This is a genomic window from Phormidesmis priestleyi ULC007 (genome assembly GCF_003003695.1).
Lineage (GTDB): Bacteria > Cyanobacteriota > Cyanobacteriia > Leptolyngbyales > Leptolyngbyaceae > Phormidesmis_A > Phormidesmis_A priestleyi_A.
In genome coordinates this window covers 28,658-49,401 of the sequence record NZ_PVWG01000013.1, presented here as the reverse complement: position 1 = coordinate 49,401, position 20,744 = coordinate 28,658, and the positions used below count along the sequence as shown (strand labels likewise).

Sequence of the window (20,744 nt, the reverse complement as noted above, 5' to 3'; positions counted from 1 at the left end):
TGTTTCTCAGACGCGATCGCCGATTTGGGCATAGTCACGATCGCCAAAAATAGCCGATTGATGAGCATAAAATTTGAACTCCATCAAGTTATCGAACGGATCAGATAGAAAGAAAGTTCGATGTTCTAACGGCGTTCCAACAAAGCGCTGTTTTGGCTGCTGATAAAGTGCCAGTTGCTTGCTCTGCACCCTCTCTAACAAAGCTTTCCAGTCTGTTTCATCAGTAAAAACTAGCCCAAAATGTCTGGGGTAGATACCCTTTTGGGGTGTTAATGGCTCATCGGTCATGTGGGCAACCAGTTGATGACCATACAGATCGAGAATCACAGCCTGAGAATTTTCTCGACCTAATTGGCACCCCAATCCATTCACATAAAATTCCTTTGTCTGAGCAATATCTGTGATGGGAAAGGTGAGGTGAAAAAGGGTAGGAGACATAGGATTAGGAAGGTTAGGTGTCAGAATAAATTATGGCGAATTTCTGGGCTTGCTGATGCTGTCACCCTCCCTAATTCCTTGGTTAGTTGCGATCGGACTCAACACCGTTTTGCTGGCGATCGTGTGGCTTGCTCCTAAAAAACTCCTGACTCCGGCAGGCATCTTTCACGCCTGGATTTTGGGTGTGATTGTCTGGGGCAGTCTGGGATGGCAAGGTTATCTCGTGGTCGGGTTCTACTTCTTAGTGGGGTCGGGCATCACCTTTGTCGGCAAAGCGCAAAAAGAAGCGATGGGCATTGCCGAGAAACGATCGGGCGCACGCGGGCCGGAAAACGTTTGGGGATCGGCACTGATCGCCACCGTCTGCGCGTTAGGCGTTCTGCTCATTTCACTCGTCGGTCAAGGCGAGAAATTTATTCCTTTGCTGTTGTTGGGATATGTGGCAAGCTTCTGCACAAAACTTTCAGACACCTGCGCCAGTGAGGTCGGCAAAGCTTACGGCAAACGGACTTTTTTGATCACGACTCTAAAACCCGTGCTCAGCGGAACGGAAGGAGCGGTTAGCTTAGAAGGCACCCTAGCAGGAATTGTGGCCTCGATCGCCATCGCAGTCGTCGCGTGGGCAGTCGGAATGATTAGCCCGATCGGGATTGGGCTGTGCATCGTGGCAGCGTTCATCGCGACGAATCTAGAAAGCGTCATCGGCGCAACATTACAATCAGATTTTGATTGGATGACGAACGAAGTCGTGAATGTCTTCAATACGCTGATTGGCGCGATCGTCGCAATGAGTTTAGGATGGGCGATCGGAATCTAGAATTAAACGCTCAAATATCGTCTCAAAAAGCTTTCTAGCGTTTCTAGCTTCAGGTTAAAGAGCGATTCAATGCGCTCAGTTTCAGCAGGTGTGCAGAAAAACTCGTTGGCGAGGAGTGCTCTTAAAGTCCCCAATGATTCTTGACCTTTAGGATTGAGCAAACCGACCAAACTCCGAGTCGCATCAAAGGCGAGTAGAGGCGGATTAATGATAGTGGGTTCTCGATTAAAAATTCGCCCAAAGATGCGAGGAATCTCTTGACGTTGCAATATTTCTGCCCCGCCCACCGACAGAATTTGATTACGCGCGGCTTCTAGAGAGACGGACTCGATCGCAATTTTTGCCAAGTCATCAGTGCTGACAATCGAGGTGCGACTCTGAGGATCGCCAATCAATAGATAAATTCCGGTGCGTCGAAACTGCTCTGCTAACGGCAATAAGTTAGAGGCAAATCCTGAAGGGCGCAGAATCGTGTAATTCAACCCACTGGTCTGTAGATATTTTTCGACCTCGCGTTTTGCTTTAAAGACAGGCGCATCTTCATAGCCGCGATCAACTCCCAACACTGAAATAAATACAAAATGAGCAACGCCTGCCGCCTTTGCGTGATCGATCAGGTCAATATTGGCACGATAGTTAATCGCTTCAGCCTCACCGCCATGAGCGCTAATCACATACTGCACACCTTGCACGGCTTTCTGGACATCCCGTTCACGAGACAAATCCCCAATAAAAACCTCAGAGCCGCGATGCTCAAGCTCGGCGTAGTTTGACATCAGCCGCACCAACGATCGCACCGACAACTCTCGCTCTCGTAGAAGTCTGACAATCCGACGACCTAACCCACCCGTTGCCCCAGTCACTAAATACATAGATTTGAACCGCGATACTTCCTTAACTAACTTAGCGAAAGTTCGACGATCACTGGCGTATGATCGCTCGGTTGAGTCAGCTTGCGAGGAGCCGTATCGATCGTGCAGGCGATCGATCGTTCATATAAATCAGGCGTGGCGTAGTGATGGTCAATTCGCCAGCCCGCATTGCGACGAAACGCCCCGGTTCGATAATCCCACCAGCTAAACTGTCCGCCTTCTTGATTGAATTTGCGAAACACATCCGACAAGCCCAAATCGAGAACGTGACGCAGGGCTGCTCGTTCAGCGTCGGTCGCCATCACCTGCTTTTCGCGCCCTTTAGGATCGTGAATATCCAAGTCTTCCAGCGCAACATTGAAGTCACCACACACCAACAAATTCTGCGACTGTTGCAGCAAAACCTCTAAATATTCTCGCAAAACCTTAAGCCAGTGAAGCTTATAAAGGTATTTATCGCTGCCAACCGATGACCCATTCGGGACATAGAGATTAACCACTCGAACGCCGTCTAAAACTCCAGTAATCACCCGTTTTTGTTCATCTAAATCACCGACAACGCTTTCTGGTAAGACCGCTCCAAAACCCACATTGACATCCGAAAGCGGCGATCGGCTAATCAACGCCACGCCGTTATAGCTTTTTTGCCCAAACGCATAAACCTGATAGTTGAGGTCGGTGAACGCCGATCGCGGAAAACTCTCATCGACAACTTTGGTTTCTTGAAGACACAACACATCGATCGGATTGTCTTGCAACCATCCCACAACTTGTTCTAGTCGAGTTCTCACCGAGTTAACATTCCACGTAGCAATTTTCATAGTGCCCTTAAGTCCAGCAGCAATAGGGACTAGCGTACTGGAAAAAGCTCTAAATCTCTATTAGCATTTGAACGAGTGAGTAGCTTCACCGTAAGCGATCGCTCCCTTCTCTGCCAACGACGATCGCTCTTGCATGACTTGCGAGTGCGATCGCATGGTGGCATCAAGAGCATGGGGTAATGATGTCAAAATCGAGAAAGTTTCATACTCTTCCAGAGTTTTCCTGAGAGTACTTGTACTCTCAATTATCCCCAAGATAGAGCCATGATTTACAGTAGAAGGAATGACTCAGTTCTGCTCTATGCCCGCTAAAGACCTCTATCACGACACCGTTAAAACTGCCCTGATCAAAGATGGCTGGACGATTACTGACGATCCCCTGACTTTGGCAATCGGTGAACGGGATCTCTATGTTGATTTGGGTGCTGAAAAACTGTTGATTGCCGATCGTGGTAACCAAAAAATCGCTGTAGGGGTGAAGAGCTTCATCAGCTCATCGCCAGTCAAGGATGTAGAAAATGCCCTTGGGCAGTACATTCTCTACGAAGATATCATTGCTGAGGAGTATCCAGAGCGCGTTCTTTACTTAGCGGTTTGAGAGGGAATTTATCTCACCTTTTTTCTGAGCCAATTGTGCAAATTCCGCTCAGAAAACGTCACATCAAAGTTTTGATTTTTGATGAAGTTCGGGAGGTCATTACTCAATGGATAGGATAGATAAATACCGTGATATCTTGTATAAATCATTGTCAGAACAGGCTCTGCTGATGAACAAGCCCGATCGCATCACTAGCACCGTGATCGTGAGCGAAGACCGCAATCATTTTATGGTGATCAATGAAGGCTGGGAGGGTAAGAGACGAATCCATAGTTTGGTTTTCCATGCCGAAATTCGCAGTGGCAAACTTTGGATACATCATGATGGCATCGATCGCGGCATCACCGAAGACCTCGTAGCTGCAAGCATTCCCAAAGACCGCATTGTGCTGGCTTTTCACTCCCCTGAGATTCGATCACAGACAGGATATGCAGTGGTGTAGCCTCTGCTTGGAAGCATTGCCCCTTCTCTGCCAACGACGATCGCTCCTGCATAATTGGCTCAAGTGCGATCGCGTTGAAAAGATTTGGTTAAGATTTTGTTGCTTCAAATTTTTCTTCGTATGTTATGCCTCCTACGCCGCTCGGTGGTGTCCACACTGAGGAACCACTAATACGATTTCCGTCGATACTAATCTTCATTACAACATTCCAAGCTTTACGTTCACCTGGGTCACCTAAGCTTCCCGTCAAAATTACTGGCTGCTTCGATTTAGGGTCAACCGGACTGCTAAGAATACCTCCCCCTTTAAGGGGATAAAACTCTTGAACTTCAGCTATCCACTTACATAAATTCTTACTATCGGGCTTGATGTCGATGTCTATGATAAATCTCCCTGACTTTCCAGGTGGTGAAGAGTTTTGGATTATAGCTTTTCCTTCATAACGACCAAGCTTACTTGCTAGTTGTTCTTTGCAATCAATGGTCTTTGGTACATCTGGCGTAATGCGGACTACTGGGGTCTTTAGTACATCTGGCGGAGTGGTGACTACTGGGTTTTTGGGTACATCTAGTGGAGTAGTGACTACTGGGATCTTTGGTACATCTGGCGGAGTGATGACTGCTGTTTTTTGGGGTGGCGTAATGGAGACTTTTGGTCTTAGCAGCAACTGTGTCCAAAAGAATGCTCCGGTTGCCACAGTCAAAGTGCTAATTAGGCTCAATCCGACCAGCCAACCACCGCGTTTGGAAGAAGGCTTTGAGTTTGAGGGATTGGGAACTGGCTCAGGTTTTACAATTGGATTAAGTTTCGCCTCAATTGGTGCAACGTCCTCATCTCTAAGCCCTAAAGCCTGTTGAAAATACTTCAAATCACTGCGAGTCTCGCTACTGAAAGGAAATTGACGTTTAACTGCATTATTGAACTCTTGTTCATATTGCCGCAAGCTTTGCTTATATTCCTGGTAAGGCTTAACAACCTCGGCTTCGATTGCAGCCCCTTCCTCTGGTAATAAGCCTAATTTTGCTCTTTTGGCTTCCAAGCCCATTCGGGCGATTTCTGAAATTTCACCCCGACTGGCAAAATGCTCAACATCTTTACGGTATCTGAGTTTTGGATCACCAAGAGACGCTTTAGCAAGCAGAATTTTGAAGCCTTCTTTAACAGCGTAGATTTCTGGCTTCATTGCTGGAGCCGTTTCTTGCACCTTGCGTTTAGCATATTCGTGTAGCTCATCGATTGAAATGGAACCATCGTTATCCTGATCAGCGGCTCCTGTTTCAATTCCTTCGATCAGATAGCGGGTGTAGACAGATAGGTCTGAACCCTGTTGCTCAAAAGAATATTGGGTTGACGTGGAAGAGGTAAGAATTGCCCGACCTTCACCGCCTAGCTGGGAGTTAATATCAACAGAACCATCATCTTTCGCCAACATTCCCTCAGCAAATGCGCCACTGAAACAACAATCTAGAATGACAACCTGCCGTTTAGAGCGGCTTCTAGTCATACTTTCCTGCACGATACTGGCGGGCACTGCTGTTGAGCGAACAAGCCCTTCTTGATTCGTACGAGTTTTAGCATTGGATAGGTAAAGTCTACCTTGGTCATCTTTAATGCCATGACCCGAAAAAAAGAGTAATACCAAGTCATCTTTTTTACGGCTAGCAAACAGCGTTTCGATCGCCTCTTCCATTGCTTGGCAATCAGGATTCTCTAGGACTCTAATATCTGATGCAGTGAAGTTACCCATCTCTGGATGCTGCAAAACCTGCTGCATCGCTTTAATATCTTTTGCAGCACTAGGGAGGGGATTTAATCCAGGCTCATACTCACTAACGCCAATTAACAATGCGACCTTTGCCATGTCAATATCCTATGCTGCTACAAATTTCTGTGCCGCTTCGATCGCTGCCATTAACTCTGCCTGACTGCTGGCTTTCACCTTTAGCTTTTTGCCATTGGCTTCCACTTCCACTTCCAGTTCAATAGGCTTAGGACCAATGCGATCGAACAGAAATCCCATTACCTTTTGGGCGTTCTCTTTATTTACCTGAGCCGTCAGAATTCCGACCAAAATTGCGCCCACTGCCTTGTTCCCTTCCGGTGGATTTGGATCAAGCACCCGATCGACGGTTTCAATTTCGTCCAAGTCTTTCATTTGAGCCAGCAGGTTTTGGGCTTGCTCTTCTAGTTCTTCGCTATCCAGATCAGGATCATTGAAGGCGATCGTCAGCGTAACGTTCGATTTGTCTGCCATGTGTGTACCTCAGAGATTAATCGCTATCCACTACAATAATGCAAACAACTGTCATTTTCCCAGATCCGTTATCATCTTGAGCGCTTTGTGAAGATAGCGGAGCTACGGTTGCTTTGCTCCTTCTGTCAATAGGACTTCTGAGCTTTAGCGTCTCGTTCTCTAAACGATTTGCTTTAGCGCTTCTGCGACTTCTTGGGCTGAAGTGTAACGATCTCTAACTTCAGGATGGGTCAATTTACGAATTACCTGCACGATTTCGGCACTCAACCCAGGCACATATTCAGCATAAAAGCGATAGCCTTGTTCTCGATAGCGATAAAACTCGCCAGGGTCTTGACCTGATAGCAAAAATGCCAGCGTTGTCCCTAGAGAATATAAATCTGAAGCAGGACTTGCTTTGCCCGCGTACTGCTCTGGGGCACTGTAGCCGATCGCGCTAGTGCGGTTTTTAGCTTCTAGCCCTAACCCTCTAACTGCCCCAAAATCAACCAAAGAGATTTCGCGAAAGGCAGTGGGGGTCGATCGTCGAATTAAATTATGAGGTCTGATATCTTGGTGTAAAACTGGAGGCGACTGCTGATGCAGATACTCTAAAACTTCGCACAGTTCTAGCATCCAGCCGATCGCCTGCTTTTGAGGAATGGCTCCCCATTTTGTGACTTGTTGAAAGAGCGATCGACCATAAATCAATTCCACTACGAGATAAGGCTGCTCGATCGTGAAAAAATCCAGAACTTGAGGAAGGCTGGGATGACTCAGTTGACTGAGAGCCTTCGCTTCTCGTTCAAATAAATTGAGTGCTTTGGGGTGCTTGACCCACTCCGAGTTTAAGGTTTTGAGAACCCGATGCTTTCCCTGTCGCCAAACCAGATAGGTGAAGCCCACTTCACCTTCACCTAAAAGCTTCACTATTTGATAATCGCCGATCGTCTGCTGCACGCTCAAAGGCGCACCGCAATCAATGCAAAACCGAAAATCGGGGGTCTTGCGAAGGTGATCACAGGTGATGCTGCCCGCTAAACTGAGCTTTTCGCCGGGTGGTTCCATTGCCGTCGATCGCTCAGGAATTTGACTTTCAAGCACTTCCATCGCGGGCAGAGGTTGTGTGGTGTCTGCCTCTATGTCTGAAGTCGCCGAGTTCTGCTTAGACTGGGCGCGCTGCGACAATGTGCGCTCACCCGCTAGTTTGTCTGCCTCATGGCTGGCTGAAACCCCAACGTGAATTTGAATGTTAGGGCCTGATCGTGCCAGTCGGATGATCATGCCATTTCTAACAGGCACCTGAGCGATGCGTTTGCCGTCTAGATAAGTGCCGTTTGCGCCCAAACTTTCGACTTCCCAGACAGAATTGATCCGCCGCAGTTCTACATGATGTCGAGAGACCACAGCACTATAGAGAATGACCTGATTATCGGGCGATCGCCCAATGCGAATCACCGATTCATCGTCAAACGTCCAACATTGAACGGGCTTTAATTGGACAGGGTGCAGAAGGGTCAGAGTAATCACATTAGCGCTGCCGAGTCTGAATACGCAGACAGGATGAGAAGACTGCTTGTGTTTAAATGGCTTGCAGCTTAACTCTGCTTTAAGAAAAGCGGTCAAGATGCGGAACGTCACCACTCTAACTTAGATTAAATTCTTCTGAACAGCTTCTTTAAAGTCAAAAACGATACTCGTCACGACATCTGAAATAAGAAGGAAACTTTATCACCTTTGCCCAAGGCAATCCGATCGCCCGGACGCAGCCGATGACGATTGCCTAACAGCAACGGCACGTTATTGATATAAGTGCCATTTGAGCTGCCGACATCTTCAATGTAATAAGCATCACCATCAGCCCGAATATCAGCGTGAATGCGAGAGACAATTTCTGAGTTGGGAAAGCCAGAGACATCAATATCAGGCGGAATGCGATCGTTGGGCTTGCCAATATGCACCACAGGCAGCCCCTGCGGTAGCTCAATCACCACATTGGTTTGCAAATGCAGCAGTCTGCCCGACTGATTTTGCAATTGGGTGGCTGAGCTAACTGGAGTAGACTCAGCGATCGGCACAGGCGGCAGTAACATCGGTTCAGCTACTGGTTCAGGCGAAGTGGGTGGAGGCGGCTCGACTAACGGATCGGGCGAGACTAGCGGATCGATCGTGAGCAAATCTGGTAAGCGATCGGGGTCAGATTCGCTCACGGGTGACGAAACTGCGGTCGCGACTTGACTTTCAGGCTCTGGAGTTTTTAAGTTAAAGCCACACTGACCGCAAAAACTGGCATCAGCTTGCACGGTCGTCCCACAGTTAGGGCATTGAGTTGTCGCTGGAAGAGGCGTATAGCAAGCCTCGCACTGCACCGCCCCATCAGGATTCTGATGGTTGCAATTGGGACAGACAATCATGAAAGTTTCCCCATTCACCAAATCTATGATAAGTGAAGAGTTCTAAGTTTGAGGTTTAAGTTCTGGTTGAGCGTAAAACTTATCCCTCGTTTTTGAAGTTCTGTCCGGCTGATTGATCGAGCAACCACCACAAGTCGCCTTGGGGAGCAATCAGACGAGACGGATAGGTCATGTCGTCGGCAACCGGGGCAAAAATTTGGGCAAGAGCGCTTTGTTTGCTGGCACCTGCCACCATAAAAATCACCGTCTGAGCGTGATTAATCAACGGAACTGTGAAGGTAATGCGCGGTTGTCCATCTTTGCTGCCAACGGTGACTAGCCGATCGTCCACCCGCAACGCATCGGTATGAGGAAACAGCGAAGCCGTATGAGCATCATCCCCAATGCCTAACAAAATCACGTCAAACGCTGGAAACTCGGTGGCTTTGACCTGAAAAAAGGCTTGCAGTTCGGCTGCGTGGGTTTGCGCCGCGATCGCAGGATCGGCTTCATTCGTCGCCATCGGGTGAACATTGCTGGCAGGAATTTCCACGCGATCGAGCCATGCGAGTCTTGCCATGCGCTGGTTGCTGTCAGGGTGATCAGCCGGGACATAGCGTTCATCGCCCCAAAAAACGTGAATTTTGTCCCACGGTAGGGATTGTGCTGCGAGTTTTTCATAAAGAGGCTTAGGTGTGCTGCCCCCTGCTAATGCGATCGTCCCGATTCCTCTTTCTGTGACGGCAGCGTTGAGTTTGTCTAACACAATTGCTAGGGCGCGATCGATTAGGGCTTCTAAATCTGGCAAAACTTCTACAATTTTGGTCATTGTCTCCACCGTTAAAACTGCCACTTGATAGAATAATTTGAAAGCGATCGGTCGTAACTACTCAGGCGCTAGATTTAGATTTTCAGGTTAACATTCATCTAACAACGCCTCTAGAGCTGCCTTCATCTCAGAAGGATGGGTGGTGGTTGTACCAAATTGACGGACGACAATGCTCGCAGCGAGGTTGCCTAAGACGGCTGCTTCCCAGAAAGTCGCCCCAGCAGCGAGACTGAGGGTAAGAGCGGCGACGACGGTATCGCCTGCACCTGTGACATCAAACACATCAGTGCGATTAAAAGCGGGAATCGATTGTTCGGTTCCATCGCGCTCGAACAAGGTCATTCCCTGATCGCCTCGCGTGATCAAAAATTGCTGTGCCTGGGTCAAATTTAATAAGTCCTGTCCCGCTTGAGAGAGGGTTGCCGCGTTGGTGATCTTGTAGCCGACAGCGAGTTCTGCTTCGGGTAGATTGGGCGTGAAGAGACTGGCTTTTTGGTAGCGATCGAGTCCAATTTGAGCGTCAACAATGGCACGAGGATGAGTAAGCACGGCATCAATCACAGGCTGGGTCAGGGTGCCGTCGCCATAGTCAGAACAGACGATCGCATCCACCGTGCCAACGTGTTGATGAATATAGTTTGCAAGCTGCTGTTGAAGGTTGGGAGCGGGAAGCTCGTCGGACTTGCGATCGATTCTCACAATTTGCTGAGTCACCGATTGACGAGCGTGTCCAGAGATGCGGGTTTTGGTGATAGTGGGACGATCGGGGTCGAGAAAAATGCCATGGGTGTCGATGCCTGCGTCTAGAAAGATCTGCTGAATAGCTTGCCCTTGAAAGTCTTTGCCCAATAGCCCAACTGCCTTCACCGTCGCGCCCAGTCGAGCAAAGTTATAGACCGCATTCGCCCCGCCTCCCGGCACTTGTCGTGTCGTCTCGTGGCGCAAAATCAGCACTGGAGCTTCACGAGAAACTCGCTCAACCTGTCCGGTCATAAATTCGTCGAGGGTCAGATCGCCCACAATCAGAATCTTTGCTTGAGAAAACTGATCCATGAGATCAAACAACCGATCGGCAGATTGCCGAAGTTGAGCGGTAAATGTGGCATCTAGGGACATAAGACATGATTTGCAGCGATCGACGTTCTATTGTCGCTCAACACGGGATCGATCGACCCAAAAATTGAGGAGGCTTGCAGGGCGATCGCTGGTAGCTAAACTAAATCTAGAAATGTGCGGAACGTTTCTGCCCACTACTTTATAGTTAGCTGGCTCCGTACAAAGTCTTTGCACTCCGTAATTTGGTATCCTTGATTATGTATAAAAACATCAGCAAGCAATTGGCTGAGACTAGCAAAAGTATGAATAACAATGACTTTAATAGACCTTCTTAGAGATATCGAACCCCTGATTCTAGATAAAGAGATTCCGATCTGGCTAGCCGCTCGGACAGTTGAGGGACAGCGAATCGAAGAAGTTGAGATAGTACCAGTAGGTGGCATTTCGGTAGATGAAGATTCTCAAGAATTAATTTTGCTGGCAGCAAATTATGTTCAATCGGATGAAATCAGGAGTATTACGACGGTAGATGAGTTCTGCAATTGGGCAACAGGGTCGCCAGGGCACTTTGCAACCTTCCTGCTTTATGGTGCACAGAGGCAAATTGATCTTCCTGACGGCGGTATCGCTCGCTCTTATGACAGTCTAGATGCATGGTTTTTACCTAAGAACCCCACAGCTTTATGGCTCCTTTTCAGTCCTCTTGATCAATGGCCTTCCGAGTGGTTTGTCACTTAAGGGGAACGTTAGCTCGTCAGACCCAAAAGCCAAAGTTGAGTTTTGGATGCGTTTGCTCTGAGGAGACTTGCCCATCGATCGCCGACTATTCATGAATCAAAATTAACGCCCCAAAACTAGGAAGATCGATCGCTAACTGATTATCTTTTGCTTCAAATTTTTCACCTGTCCACGATCGCCATACTCCATCTGCTGGAAAAGCAGAAATTGAGTATTGCTCATAAGATTGCGCTGAAAAATTGAGAATGACGACGAGCCGATCGCCCGTCTCAGTCCAGCGCACAAACGCCAACACTTTGTGATCGGAATGAGTATAAAAGAACTCAATATTTTCAGTTCGCAAAGCAGGATTATTGTGTCGCAGGGCAATCAAACGCTTGTAAAACTCGAATAAATCGTGGTTCAAGTCTTGTTCAAGCAGCGACCAATCGAGCGGATTGGGTGTTGATGTTACTTCAGCTTTGCGAGTGGGTTGCCCAAACTCATCCCCCATCCACAGCATCGGAATGCCGGGGGCAGTGAGCTGCAAAACTGCGGCGAGTTTGACCCGTTGAAAGGCCGCTTCTCCGGTAATGTCAACGTCTGCTAATTCAACAAGCATGTGTTCACGATCGTGACTGGCTAGATAATTAATCACATTCGTGGTCATTGAGTAACCCTGTTGACGGGCATCGATCGCGGATTTCAGTTCTTCAAGGCTAGAATCTCCACCCGTGATGATGTCTTTGAGAAAGTAGCGGAAACTTTCGTGCCAGCAACCGTCAAACACGCCTTTTGGTTGAACAATTTCGCTCGTATCAGGTATGTGTTCTGCAATGTTATAAAACGGCTTATCGCCTGCGGCTTGTTTGGCTTGCTCCATCAGCCAACCGCAAAACTCATAATCTGCTAACTGCCGAACCGCATCATAACGAATACCATCGATATGATATTCCTGAATCCAAAATCTCACGACATCGCCTACAAAACTCCACGCAGGGCGAATGTCTAGCTTGTCGTCATAGTGAGTGTAATTAAATTCAGGGCCCCAATAGTTTGCATCGTCATCAGGATAGTGACGATCGTGATAATACCAATAGTCTCGATCAAGCATCAATAACGGATTTTGATCATCGGTGTGATTATAAATGCCATCCAAAATTACCCGAATGCCTCGTGCATGACATTCATCGATCAACTGCTTGAGATCTTCGGGTTTGCCATAGCTCGATTCGGGAGCGAAATAGTAGCGCACCATGTAGCCCCAGCGATAGTTTCCAGCATATTCGGTGATTGGCATCAGGGCGATCGTATTCACACCCAACTCTGTTAAGTGATCGAGTTTAGCGATCGCTCGTTTAAATTTATCCGGCTCATTTAAATTGCTGTCACCACAAAAATCAGTGATGTGCAGTTCATAGATCACCAAATCCTGATTGATAGGTAGAGAACGATCGTCATGTTGCCAAACATAGGTATCAATCAGTCGTTCTCCTGACTTGACCCGAACAATCCCGTTTTCAGTTTTGCGATCCATTGCGGTCATGTAAGGATCGTTGATGTCCACCCACTGATCTTTGAGCGCCGGAGTATTAGATTGAACTCGAAACTTGTATTGATAAGAGCCATCTTCGAGGTCAACGTGAGTGCGGAAGTAACCGTCATTTCCTTTCTGCATCGATATCTCTGTCCAGCCAGAAAAAGAGCCTATTAGAGAAACCGCTTGATTGTTAGGAGCAAAAAGTTTGAACTCGATCGGACTTGTCATAGTTGCTTGTGATTAAAAAATGTAGTGTTGCTGAACCGAAGTATAAATCTGTCAAAGCTGTAAATTCTCTCGCCCCCTAAATCCCCCAAAATTGGGGGACTTTGAGATTCCGGTTTCCCTCAAAATTGGTGGCTAGGGGGGCGATTCATGCCACCATTCAGTAACGCCAAAAATAGTACTTCTGGATCACATTCGCTCTATTGCCACACGAAAACTTTGGCTTCGTGCGGGCCTATATCGGTGGTCAGGTGACGATCGCCCACTTGCACGTCATAGTTGCCTGTCCATTCGTGCCAAGTGCCATCTTCAGGGAAATCAGGAACGCTGTAGCCTCCCAGAAACTGATCTGAGAAATTGGCAACGACGACGACACGCGCCCCTTCACCGTTCCAGCGAGTGTATGCCAACACTTTTGAGTCAGGGTTTTCGTGGAAGAATGCAATTTTCTCGGTGTAAAGCGCGTGATTATGTTCGCGCAGAGCAATCAAACCTTTGTAATAACCGCGAAGATTTTGATTCAAGTCGCCAATCAACAATGTCCAGTCAATCTTGGATTGATCTTGGGTTTTATAGTGATATTCGCCAAATTCTTCACCCATCCACAGCATTGGGATGCCAACCGCCGTCATTAACAGCGAGACACCAAGTTTGACCCGACGAAAAGCTTCTTCACCGAGAATGTCCCGATCGCCCAATTCTGCCATCACATGATTGTGGTCGTGATTGGTCAAATAGTTGACAACATTGGTTGCGCCCATAAAGCCCTGACGCTTGCAGTCAAGCACGTCTTTAAGCCGCTCTAAGTCAAAGGTGTCGCCTGTGATATGTTCTAAAATGCAGTGATAAAAACTGTCATGCCAACAGCCATCCATCGGGCCATCAACATTCGTGATGCTCGTGGTTTCAGGAATGTGTTCAGCCACGTTGTAAAACGGTTTTCCCCCAGCCGTTCCTTTGGCTTCTTGCACGATCCAGCGCATGAAGTCGTAGTTAGCAATTTGTCGCGCTGCATCATAGCGAATGCCGTCGATGTGAAATTCGCGAACCCAATAGCGAACCACTTCGCCAATAAAGCGACGAGCCGGATAGGTTTGTAAATTTTCGTCGTATTTTTCGTAGTTGAATTCTGGGCCCCAGTTGTTGTCAGGGTCGCGGGGTTGGTGGTGATACCAATAGTCGTGATCGATTTGAGTCAGAGGGGCAGACGCTTCAGAGTGGTTATAAATCCCGTCCATGATCACGCGCATTCCGCGACCGTGGCACTCGTCGATCAATTGCTTGAGTTGTGCGGTTTCGCCATAGCTCGATTCGGGGGCGAAGAAGTGACGCGGATTGTAGCCCCAGCTATAGTCACCGGGATATTCTTTGACGGGCATTAGCTCGATCGCATTCACGCCCAAATCGCTAAGATAATCGAGCTTGGCGATCGCGTCTTGATAAGTGCCATGCCCATCATGATTAGCTTCACCACCTGAAAAATCAGCAATGTGCAGTTCATAAATCACTAGCTCACGATCGGCGGGAAGCGGCTGATCATCATGTTGCCAAACATAGGTATCAACGATGCGTTGTCCATCTTTGATGTGAGCGATCGCATTCTCAGAAGCGCTCTTGCCATCGACATCAGTGGCGTAGGGATCAGTGACATCTACCCATTGATCTGGCTCAAAAAACCAGCTTTTTGACTGCACTCGAAATTTGTACTGATAAGTCCCATCTTTTAAGTCAACGTTGACTCTAAAATAGCCGTCTTCCCCTTTCTGCATGGGGATTTCTTTCCAATCAGAAAAAGAGCCAACTAATGAAACTCCCTTGTTATAGGGGGCAAATAAATTAAATTCTATAGGACTTGTCATATAACTCCCAAGAGTAAAGATTTACCTACGCTCAAAGCGAATTGTGTGTATTGTCTAACGATCGTTGAGATCAACACATCTTGCTCTCGTGGGATAGTTTTCTTCTCGTCTCTTTCGCTTTATCTCTTGCGGAATAGATCTTTCGTTAGAGTTGCCAGCAGGTGAGATTGCAATTTTGACTAGAACTGACGATCGCGCCTACAAAATTTGCTGCGGGAGCTAATTCTCGAAGGTGCCAATCTGCAATGTTTCCTTGAGGAATCTTGGTCAAATAAGCTTGGTTTGACTCTAAAGACATTTCTAATGCTTGTAGTTTTGCGAGTCCGTCGCCTGTCGCTTTGAGATAGGCTTCTTTGCAAACCCAGTAACGAAAAAAGGCTTGAGACTGTTGGCAGGCAGGCAGAGCGGAGATCGCGGCATGTTCGTTGGGTGAGAAAAAGCGCTGAGTCAAGGAGTCTAAATCTGCGATCGCTCTAACCTGTTCTAAGTCAACGCCTACTGGACGATCGAGCGCAACTGCATAGAGTGCTAATCCTTGCGAATGCGCGACATTAAACTGCAATCGTTGATTTGCGAGAGATGGTTTTCCTTTTTCGCTATAGATAAACTGCACTTGATCGGGTGCGATTTGCAGATAGCGACCAAGGAGCGATCGTAAGATACCTCTTCCAGCAATAAAGCGCTGACGGTGTTGAGCAAATCGAAAACGATCAGCGCGAATTTGTTCATCTGATGACAGAATTTTTGCAAACAGTTCGATGCGTTCTGTAGGCAAATCAAGCGGCGATCGCCACACATGAACCTGAGCATTTTGCAGCCTCAAATCAGCCGGGGGATGCCGCCAATCGCCTTGATTGTTCATGCTTAGACCGATGCAGGTTGTTGACGAATCGCTTCTGTTTTAGACTGCTCAATCACCGGGGGACGCAATGCGAGATAAGCGATCACGCCAAACAAAGGCACCAATGAAACCGCCCAAAAAATTCGTTTGTTGGTCAATCCTCTCCGCGCCATGTCATCGCCCAACAATGTCGGAAATAGTAGACACAATAAACAAAAATCTAAACTCATGACGTGAATAAATCGGCTGGTTTGCCACTGTTGCACAAAGTCATTCCAATTGCCTTGAGTCACGCCGTAAACAACTAACGCGATCGCCGCCAACCCAAGCAATGCACCTGTCCAGCGAGAGTCTAATAGTTTGAGAAACCAGTTTTTCTGCCCTGGAAACGTCGGATTAGGTTTGCGAAAAATCAGGTAGGGCAAAATCGCGAACGCACCTACTGCAAACGATGCCGTTGAGAACAGCCACGCCGGAAGTTTTTGTCCTTTGCCGTCGAGATACATCACACAACTGTAGATCAGGGGAAACACGCCCATAATGTTGAACAGTGCCACGATTAAGGGGTTAACGCCTTGAATTTGTCCGGTAGACAGATTTTTAATTAGGTCGATCGTATCGGGACTGTCGGGCGGCGCAAGCAAAAAGGCATAGCTGACAAATCCAACCCAAATCAGGGTGAGGGCGATTTTTTTGAACATGAGGATCGAAAATAATAGAGAGTGATTATAGTGTAAGCCTTATGACCGAAGAGACAGGACGCTATGGAATCATGTTGGTGACAGCGAGTTCGCGGCAAGAGGCAGATGCGATCGCAGAGTCTCTGATTCAAGCAAAACTCGCGGCTTGTGTGAATTTGCTGCCAGTGTTCTCAATTTACACCTGGCAAGGAACGGTTCATCACGACGAAGAGTGGCAACTGTTGATCAAATCTGAACGATCGCGATTTGACGAACTAGAAGCCAAAATTCGAGAAATCCATTCTTATGAAGTACCAGAGATTATTATGTTGCCGATCGTCGCCGGATCGCAGCCCTACTTACAGTGGATTTCTAGCCAAGTCCAGGAATAACCGATTTTGCACTTTAAGATTTGCGATTCTAGATTAAGCTTATTCGCAATTGATCCACCGTTAACTAAACCTATGATCCGCGACGCTGTTGAAGCTGATTTGCCTACGATCGTCACCATTTACAACGCTACGATTCCTTGCCAAATTGTCACCGCAGATTTTGCGCCTGTGACGATCGAAAGTCGTCTTGATTGGTTTCTCGCTCATACCCACGATCGTCCCCTTTGGGTGATGGAGATTAACGGCACCGTTGCAGGATGGCTAGGGTTTCGGTCATTTTATGGTAGACCCGCCTATCAAAGCACAGCTGAGTTGAGTCTTTATGTTCACCCTGATTGTCAGCGAATGGGGATTGGGCGGAAACTTTTGGGGCGAGCGATCGAGATGGCTCCTGCTCTCAAGATAGCCACTTTGCTAGGTTTCATTTTTGCCGATAATCATCCCAGCCTTAAGTTATTTCAGCAATTTGAATTTGAGCAGTGGGGCTATCTGCCCAGGGTCGCCAAGTTTGACAGAGGGGAACAAGATCTAGTGATTCTCGGAAGACGAATCTAGCGAACAGGGCAACAGCATCTAAAACTTAACTTTGGCGATCGGGTCTGATTAGCTAACGGTGAATCTGTCTACTTATTAAAGCAAGCGTTTTGGACAGAGTTAAAAGCTGACAAAGAGGAGAGACAGATGCCCTACATTACGGTGTCGAAGAAATTGGCTTTGCCCGTGGTTTACAGAACGTGCAAATATCTTTCCAAATATGGAAAGATAAATCACAATGAGATAGTTCATGCTTATTCCCTGTAAGAAGCGATCAAGCAATTAAAGCGTAACATCGACAGGGATGAATATAGCGATCCTAAGTAAATTGTGGAATGGGCATTTTGTCGTCAAATTTACTACTGTGACTTGAATAATTTACAAAAGAATCTCATTGATTTTACGTTTCCATTCATCTTCAAAAATTAGCTTGAACTCAACGCGAGAGCCAAAGAACTCTTGCTTTAGTTCACTCCACTGCATTTTTTGACCAAGCTCATTGCAAATTTCAAAAATGGTTTGTTTATACTGAGTGTCTTCATTTTTCAAATGTAAACCTTTACTTTCAACCACATATACAGTGGAACAATCGTCCGGTTTCTGTAAATCTGCTTCGGGCGCAATAAAATCAGGATAAATTTTTCCTTTCTTCCAACCTTGAATGTAGTAATCTTTTCTAGAAACATTTCTGTACCAGAAGAGGAGTTTTTCTTGCTCATCTAGATAAATGGCGATCGCTTTCTCCATATCGTTAAAATCTTCTTCTAGTACATAATCAAACAAACTGCGCTGGATAGGATCATTATTCTCTCTTGTTAGTCTATGTGCCTTTTTATGGACATTTATTCGAGTCGGAATATCTGGGCTTCTATCAACAACTAAAAAGAAGCAAAGTTGTTGTGTATCTAGCAAATGCCGAAATATACCTTCTGCTAAACGATCGCGCTCTTTGCTCAATTCCTTACGCAATTCCTCGATGATGAAAACCATGTTGGTTGCGATAATCTCTTCGGTATTGCTTGACAGATTGGATAAGGATGAAAACACCTCTTCTGCAATTTGATAGGCGATCCAAGGATTGGGAACTACATCTAAAATTTGACGAGTGACGTAGACTAAATCGAGCTTTACACTTGCTTTTTGAATCTGGCTCTCTCTTTTTTCAATGACTTCTCGTTCATATTGACTAAGCCCAATTGCTGATGTTTCGTCTTTGCTTTCTGTCTTTGTGAGAGGCAATTTTTTAATTTCGTCCAGATTTACGAGTCCCCAGTTAATTTGGCTGAGTATATCCATTTCATAACTGAGTTCGCGCCAACCTTGGGACTGTTGAATAACAAACCGGGGTAGATAAAGCTTGCCTTCAAATTTCTTGAATTGCTCTCGATAGCCGACTTCTACTTTGTCGTCATTAACTGTATCTTGAACGATGTTTCCTGCAATGTCGCCTAAACCTTCATTCTGTAAGCCTATACGAATACTGCTGATCAAGCCTTGCGCTTTCTGCTTGAAGCAAAAAACATAGCATTCATCTAATGCTTGAACTTTGGTCTTTCGAGCAAACGGTTGTCGGAGAATGCGCCCGATTAATTGGGTGATAGCATTCTTTGAACTGGGGTTGGTGAGGACTGTCAACACGTAGGCAAAGGAGCAATCCCAGCCTTCTTGTAGAGCTTGCTTAGTGATGACATAGCAGATAGAACATTCTTTACTGAATAGGTCAAGCCCTTCGATATCATCGGTTTCGCTAGATTTTATAGCGATCGCATCTGAGCTTATGCTGCAATCTCTGATCAAAAAGTTCTTAGCATCTTCAGCGTGAATGTAGTGAGTATCGGTCTGTTGGTCTTTTCCAGTCCGCTCAACCTGAATCAAGCAAATCGGGCGAATGTAGGTTCCAGTTCTCGCTTGATACTCCAACGCTTGTCTGTGGAGTTCTTCGCGCTTGGCAACACTATCACGTAAGCAGTCTTTCCAGTCATAGCTGGCTTTGTTTGTAAGATGAATGTCGAGCTTGATCATTTCCTCTCGGTTGAGTTCCTGCCCACTCACGTTGATCAGGATGTTGCTGTTAGATGGTGGCGTGGCCGATAGTTCGACCATGATGGATGGATTAAAGTTACAGATCGTGTCTTGAGCATTTTTGCTGTAAGCTTTGTGTCCCTCATCAATCACGATAATGGGCTGAAGGATGCGGAGGGTGTTGCCCAGCGAGGTTTTAATCTGTTACCAAAGAAGGAATGCTGTTCAGAAAAACAGTTTAAATTAGGGAATTGCCCCAGTAATTCTTGGTGATCAGGGAGGCGATCGTCGGGTGGAAAGAACTGATCAAAGCCTGCATGATCCTGGAAAATTTTCAGAGTTTCCTTGTTTTGCCGATTGGCAGACGGCAGCATCAGCAGCAAAACGACGAGACTTTCTTGAATGTCAGAAGGTGTAAAGCGTTCGGTTTTTTCGACGATTTTAGTACGACCACCGCTATTGAGATCCAACACTTGACGATAGGGATGTTCGCGGGTACGGAGTGCCTTCAGGGTTTGCCGATAAATCTGGTTCGTTGGCACAATCCATAGCACTAATCCTGTTTGCCGTTTTAGATAATGGCGGTTAATTAAGCCGATCGCATGAGTCGCTAAGAGGGTTTTCCCGCCCCCAGTCGGCACTTTGATACAAAAATTGGGCAACGGTTCACTCAGACCATTTTTCTTGTCATGGTGAATAGCCCCTTGAAACGTTGTGCCTCCTTTTGCTTTCTCCCAGGCTTGCTGAGGAAAATTAAAGGCATCGTCAGGATCTTCAGCAACGTCTCTGTCGTACTTCGCTTTGGACTTTGCCAAACGCTCAAGGTAGACCTTGACCTCGTTAATACAGTGTTTTTGGTAGTCCTTGAGTTCCATGATTGTTTATCGATCGCGCCGCGTAAGCTGTACTGGGTTTAGCCTTGTCATTCTAGATCCTCGCCCTCAACAGGAACCGCTGTAGCTCAAAGTTTTAGCCTTCTCAATTGCAGTATCAACATCAGGCAAAGATTGCCCATGTTTTTGCGCCGTTTCAATCCACAGCTTTGTGACAATTTCTAGTTCTTCTAGTGTTTCAGGTAAGGTTTCACCCTGAGCTAAACATCCTCTAAGGGCTGGAACTTCTGCAACATAGCCACCCTCATCGCAGGGATAAATCACAATGGGATAATTCATGCTTACTCCTCTTCATTTTCTTGAACTTCCGTCTGGTCAATCAATTCGATCACTCGCTTCACATAAATCGTTTTGACTTTGTTGTTGTGGACTGGAACGACGAACGTTATTTCATCCTTTGTGAAAATATGATGACTTCCTGTAATTCGATCGAGTACAAACCCTTCCTGTTCTAAAAGCTTCCAAATATCTGAAAATATTGCATTGTTTGGGTTGTTTTTTAATCTTGAACGGAGTTTTTCTCGCCTGCTCATATCGTAGAG

At 46.7% G+C, this 20,744-nt stretch carries 23 protein-coding genes; 6 read left to right on the top strand and 17 right to left on the bottom strand.

All coding sequences use genetic code 11. The features are described from left to right. Nucleotides 1-6 precede the first annotated feature (6 nt). Nucleotides 7-438, bottom strand: coding sequence for a VOC family protein (locus C7B65_RS13210; RefSeq protein ID WP_073072185.1), 432 nt, complete (start codon nt 436-438; stop codon nt 7-9). Nucleotides 439-493: 55 nt separating this feature from the next. Here C7B65_RS13210 and C7B65_RS13205 point away from each other — a divergent pair, with 55 nt between their 5' ends. Next, the gene (locus C7B65_RS13205) at nt 494-1,255 is read left to right on the top strand and encodes a TIGR00297 family protein (RefSeq protein WP_073072183.1); all 762 of its coding nucleotides are present in this window, start codon (nt 494-496) and stop codon (nt 1,253-1,255) included. A 2-nt stretch (nt 1,256-1,257) separates the two neighbouring features. Here C7B65_RS13205 and C7B65_RS13200 read toward each other — a convergent pair whose 3' ends face one another. Together C7B65_RS13200 and xth are read right to left on the bottom strand one after the other, a co-directional pair. Then, complete coding sequence (locus C7B65_RS13200) at nt 1,258-2,127, bottom strand: SDR family oxidoreductase (RefSeq protein ID WP_073072181.1); 870 nt, start codon at nt 2,125-2,127, stop codon at nt 1,258-1,260. Between the two features lie 26 nt (nt 2,128-2,153). Then, nucleotides 2,154-2,948 (bottom strand): exodeoxyribonuclease III, encoded by a 795-nt coding sequence (xth, locus tag C7B65_RS13195; protein ID WP_073072180.1) that lies wholly within the window; start codon nt 2,946-2,948, stop codon nt 2,154-2,156. Nucleotides 2,949-3,231: 283 nt separating this feature from the next. On the opposite strand from xth, the gene C7B65_RS13190 reads away from it, so the two are divergent. Then, nucleotides 3,232-3,546 (top strand): XisH family protein, encoded by a 315-nt coding sequence (locus C7B65_RS13190; protein ID WP_223257385.1) that lies wholly within the window; start codon nt 3,232-3,234, stop codon nt 3,544-3,546. Nucleotides 3,547-3,652: 106 nt separating this feature from the next. Continuing rightward, nucleotides 3,653-3,988, top strand: a complete 336-nt coding sequence (locus tag C7B65_RS13185) for a XisI protein (RefSeq protein ID WP_073072178.1) — start codon at nt 3,653-3,655, stop codon at nt 3,986-3,988. Nucleotides 3,989-4,076: 88 nt separating this feature from the next. Here C7B65_RS13185 and C7B65_RS13180 read toward each other — a convergent pair whose 3' ends face one another. From C7B65_RS13180 to C7B65_RS13155, 6 genes are all read right to left on the bottom strand, one after another. Next, nucleotides 4,077-5,849, bottom strand: a complete 1,773-nt coding sequence (locus tag C7B65_RS13180; protein WP_073072176.1) for a caspase family protein — start codon at nt 5,847-5,849, stop codon at nt 4,077-4,079. Nucleotides 5,850-5,858: 9 nt separating this feature from the next. Continuing rightward, on the bottom strand, nt 5,859-6,242 hold the full coding sequence (locus tag C7B65_RS13175) for a hypothetical protein (RefSeq protein WP_073072174.1): 384 nt from the start codon (nt 6,240-6,242) through the stop codon (nt 5,859-5,861). 159 nt (nt 6,243-6,401) lie between these two features. Continuing rightward, on the bottom strand, nt 6,402-7,862 hold the full coding sequence (locus C7B65_RS13170; protein WP_181314391.1) for a protein kinase domain-containing protein: 1,461 nt from the start codon (nt 7,860-7,862) through the stop codon (nt 6,402-6,404). A 59-nt stretch (nt 7,863-7,921) separates the two neighbouring features. Further along, entirely contained in the window at nt 7,922-8,635 is a 714-nt protein-coding gene (locus tag C7B65_RS13165; RefSeq protein ID WP_073072172.1) for a double zinc ribbon and FHA domain-containing protein, read from the bottom strand. A gap of 79 nt (nt 8,636-8,714) precedes the next feature. Next, complete coding sequence (gene pgl / locus C7B65_RS13160; protein WP_073072171.1) at nt 8,715-9,443, bottom strand: 6-phosphogluconolactonase; 729 nt, start codon at nt 9,441-9,443, stop codon at nt 8,715-8,717. Nucleotides 9,444-9,530: 87 nt separating this feature from the next. Continuing rightward, complete coding sequence (locus C7B65_RS13155; protein ID WP_073072169.1) at nt 9,531-10,559, bottom strand: bifunctional heptose 7-phosphate kinase/heptose 1-phosphate adenyltransferase; 1,029 nt, start codon at nt 10,557-10,559, stop codon at nt 9,531-9,533. 252 nt (nt 10,560-10,811) lie between these two features. Between C7B65_RS13155 and C7B65_RS13150 the strand changes: the two genes are divergently transcribed. Then, nucleotides 10,812-11,237, top strand: a complete 426-nt coding sequence (locus C7B65_RS13150) for a hypothetical protein (protein ID WP_073072167.1) — start codon at nt 10,812-10,814, stop codon at nt 11,235-11,237. A gap of 85 nt (nt 11,238-11,322) precedes the next feature. Here the strand turns inward: C7B65_RS13150 and C7B65_RS13145 are convergent, their stop codons facing one another. The 4 genes from C7B65_RS13145 to C7B65_RS13130 form a co-directional block, all read right to left on the bottom strand. Next, on the bottom strand, nt 11,323-12,984 hold the full coding sequence (locus C7B65_RS13145; RefSeq protein WP_073072165.1) for an alpha-amylase family glycosyl hydrolase: 1,662 nt from the start codon (nt 12,982-12,984) through the stop codon (nt 11,323-11,325). A 197-nt stretch (nt 12,985-13,181) separates the two neighbouring features. After that, entirely contained in the window at nt 13,182-14,840 is a 1,659-nt protein-coding gene (locus tag C7B65_RS13140) for an alpha-amylase family glycosyl hydrolase (RefSeq protein WP_073072164.1), read from the bottom strand. 145 nt (nt 14,841-14,985) lie between these two features. Next, on the bottom strand, nt 14,986-15,702 hold the full coding sequence (locus tag C7B65_RS13135; RefSeq protein WP_073072162.1) for a 4'-phosphopantetheinyl transferase family protein: 717 nt from the start codon (nt 15,700-15,702) through the stop codon (nt 14,986-14,988). A gap of 2 nt (nt 15,703-15,704) precedes the next feature. Further along, a complete protein-coding gene (locus C7B65_RS13130) occupies nt 15,705-16,382 on the bottom strand; it encodes a DUF2834 domain-containing protein (protein ID WP_073072160.1) in 678 nt (225 codons plus the stop codon). Between the two features lie 41 nt (nt 16,383-16,423). On the opposite strand from C7B65_RS13130, the gene cutA reads away from it, so the two are divergent. Both cutA and C7B65_RS13120 read left to right on the top strand, forming a co-directional pair. After that, nucleotides 16,424-16,753 (top strand): divalent-cation tolerance protein CutA, encoded by a 330-nt coding sequence (gene cutA, locus C7B65_RS13125; RefSeq protein ID WP_073072158.1) that lies wholly within the window; start codon nt 16,424-16,426, stop codon nt 16,751-16,753. A gap of 72 nt (nt 16,754-16,825) precedes the next feature. Further along, complete coding sequence (locus tag C7B65_RS13120; protein WP_073072156.1) at nt 16,826-17,308, top strand: GNAT family N-acetyltransferase; 483 nt, start codon at nt 16,826-16,828, stop codon at nt 17,306-17,308. A gap of 357 nt (nt 17,309-17,665) precedes the next feature. Here the strand turns inward: C7B65_RS13120 and C7B65_RS13115 are convergent, their stop codons facing one another. The 4 genes from C7B65_RS13115 to C7B65_RS13105 all read right to left on the bottom strand — a co-directional run bounded on the left by C7B65_RS13115 (nt 17,666) and on the right by C7B65_RS13105 (nt 20,735). Continuing rightward, nucleotides 17,666-19,462 (bottom strand): DEAD/DEAH box helicase, encoded by a 1,797-nt coding sequence (locus C7B65_RS13115; RefSeq protein ID WP_219898533.1) that lies wholly within the window; start codon nt 19,460-19,462, stop codon nt 17,666-17,668. Then, a complete protein-coding gene (locus tag C7B65_RS28380; RefSeq protein ID WP_219898531.1) occupies nt 19,459-20,184 on the bottom strand; it encodes a DEAD/DEAH box helicase family protein in 726 nt (241 codons plus the stop codon). The genes C7B65_RS13115 and C7B65_RS28380 overlap by 4 nt, the downstream gene beginning before the upstream one ends. Before the next feature lie 66 nt (nt 20,185-20,250). Next, nucleotides 20,251-20,481, bottom strand: a complete 231-nt coding sequence (locus C7B65_RS13110) for a type II toxin-antitoxin system HicB family antitoxin (protein ID WP_073072155.1) — start codon at nt 20,479-20,481, stop codon at nt 20,251-20,253. Between the two features lie 2 nt (nt 20,482-20,483). Then, a complete protein-coding gene (locus tag C7B65_RS13105) occupies nt 20,484-20,735 on the bottom strand; it encodes a type II toxin-antitoxin system HicA family toxin (protein WP_073072153.1) in 252 nt (83 codons plus the stop codon). Nucleotides 20,736-20,744: the final 9 nt, after the last annotated feature.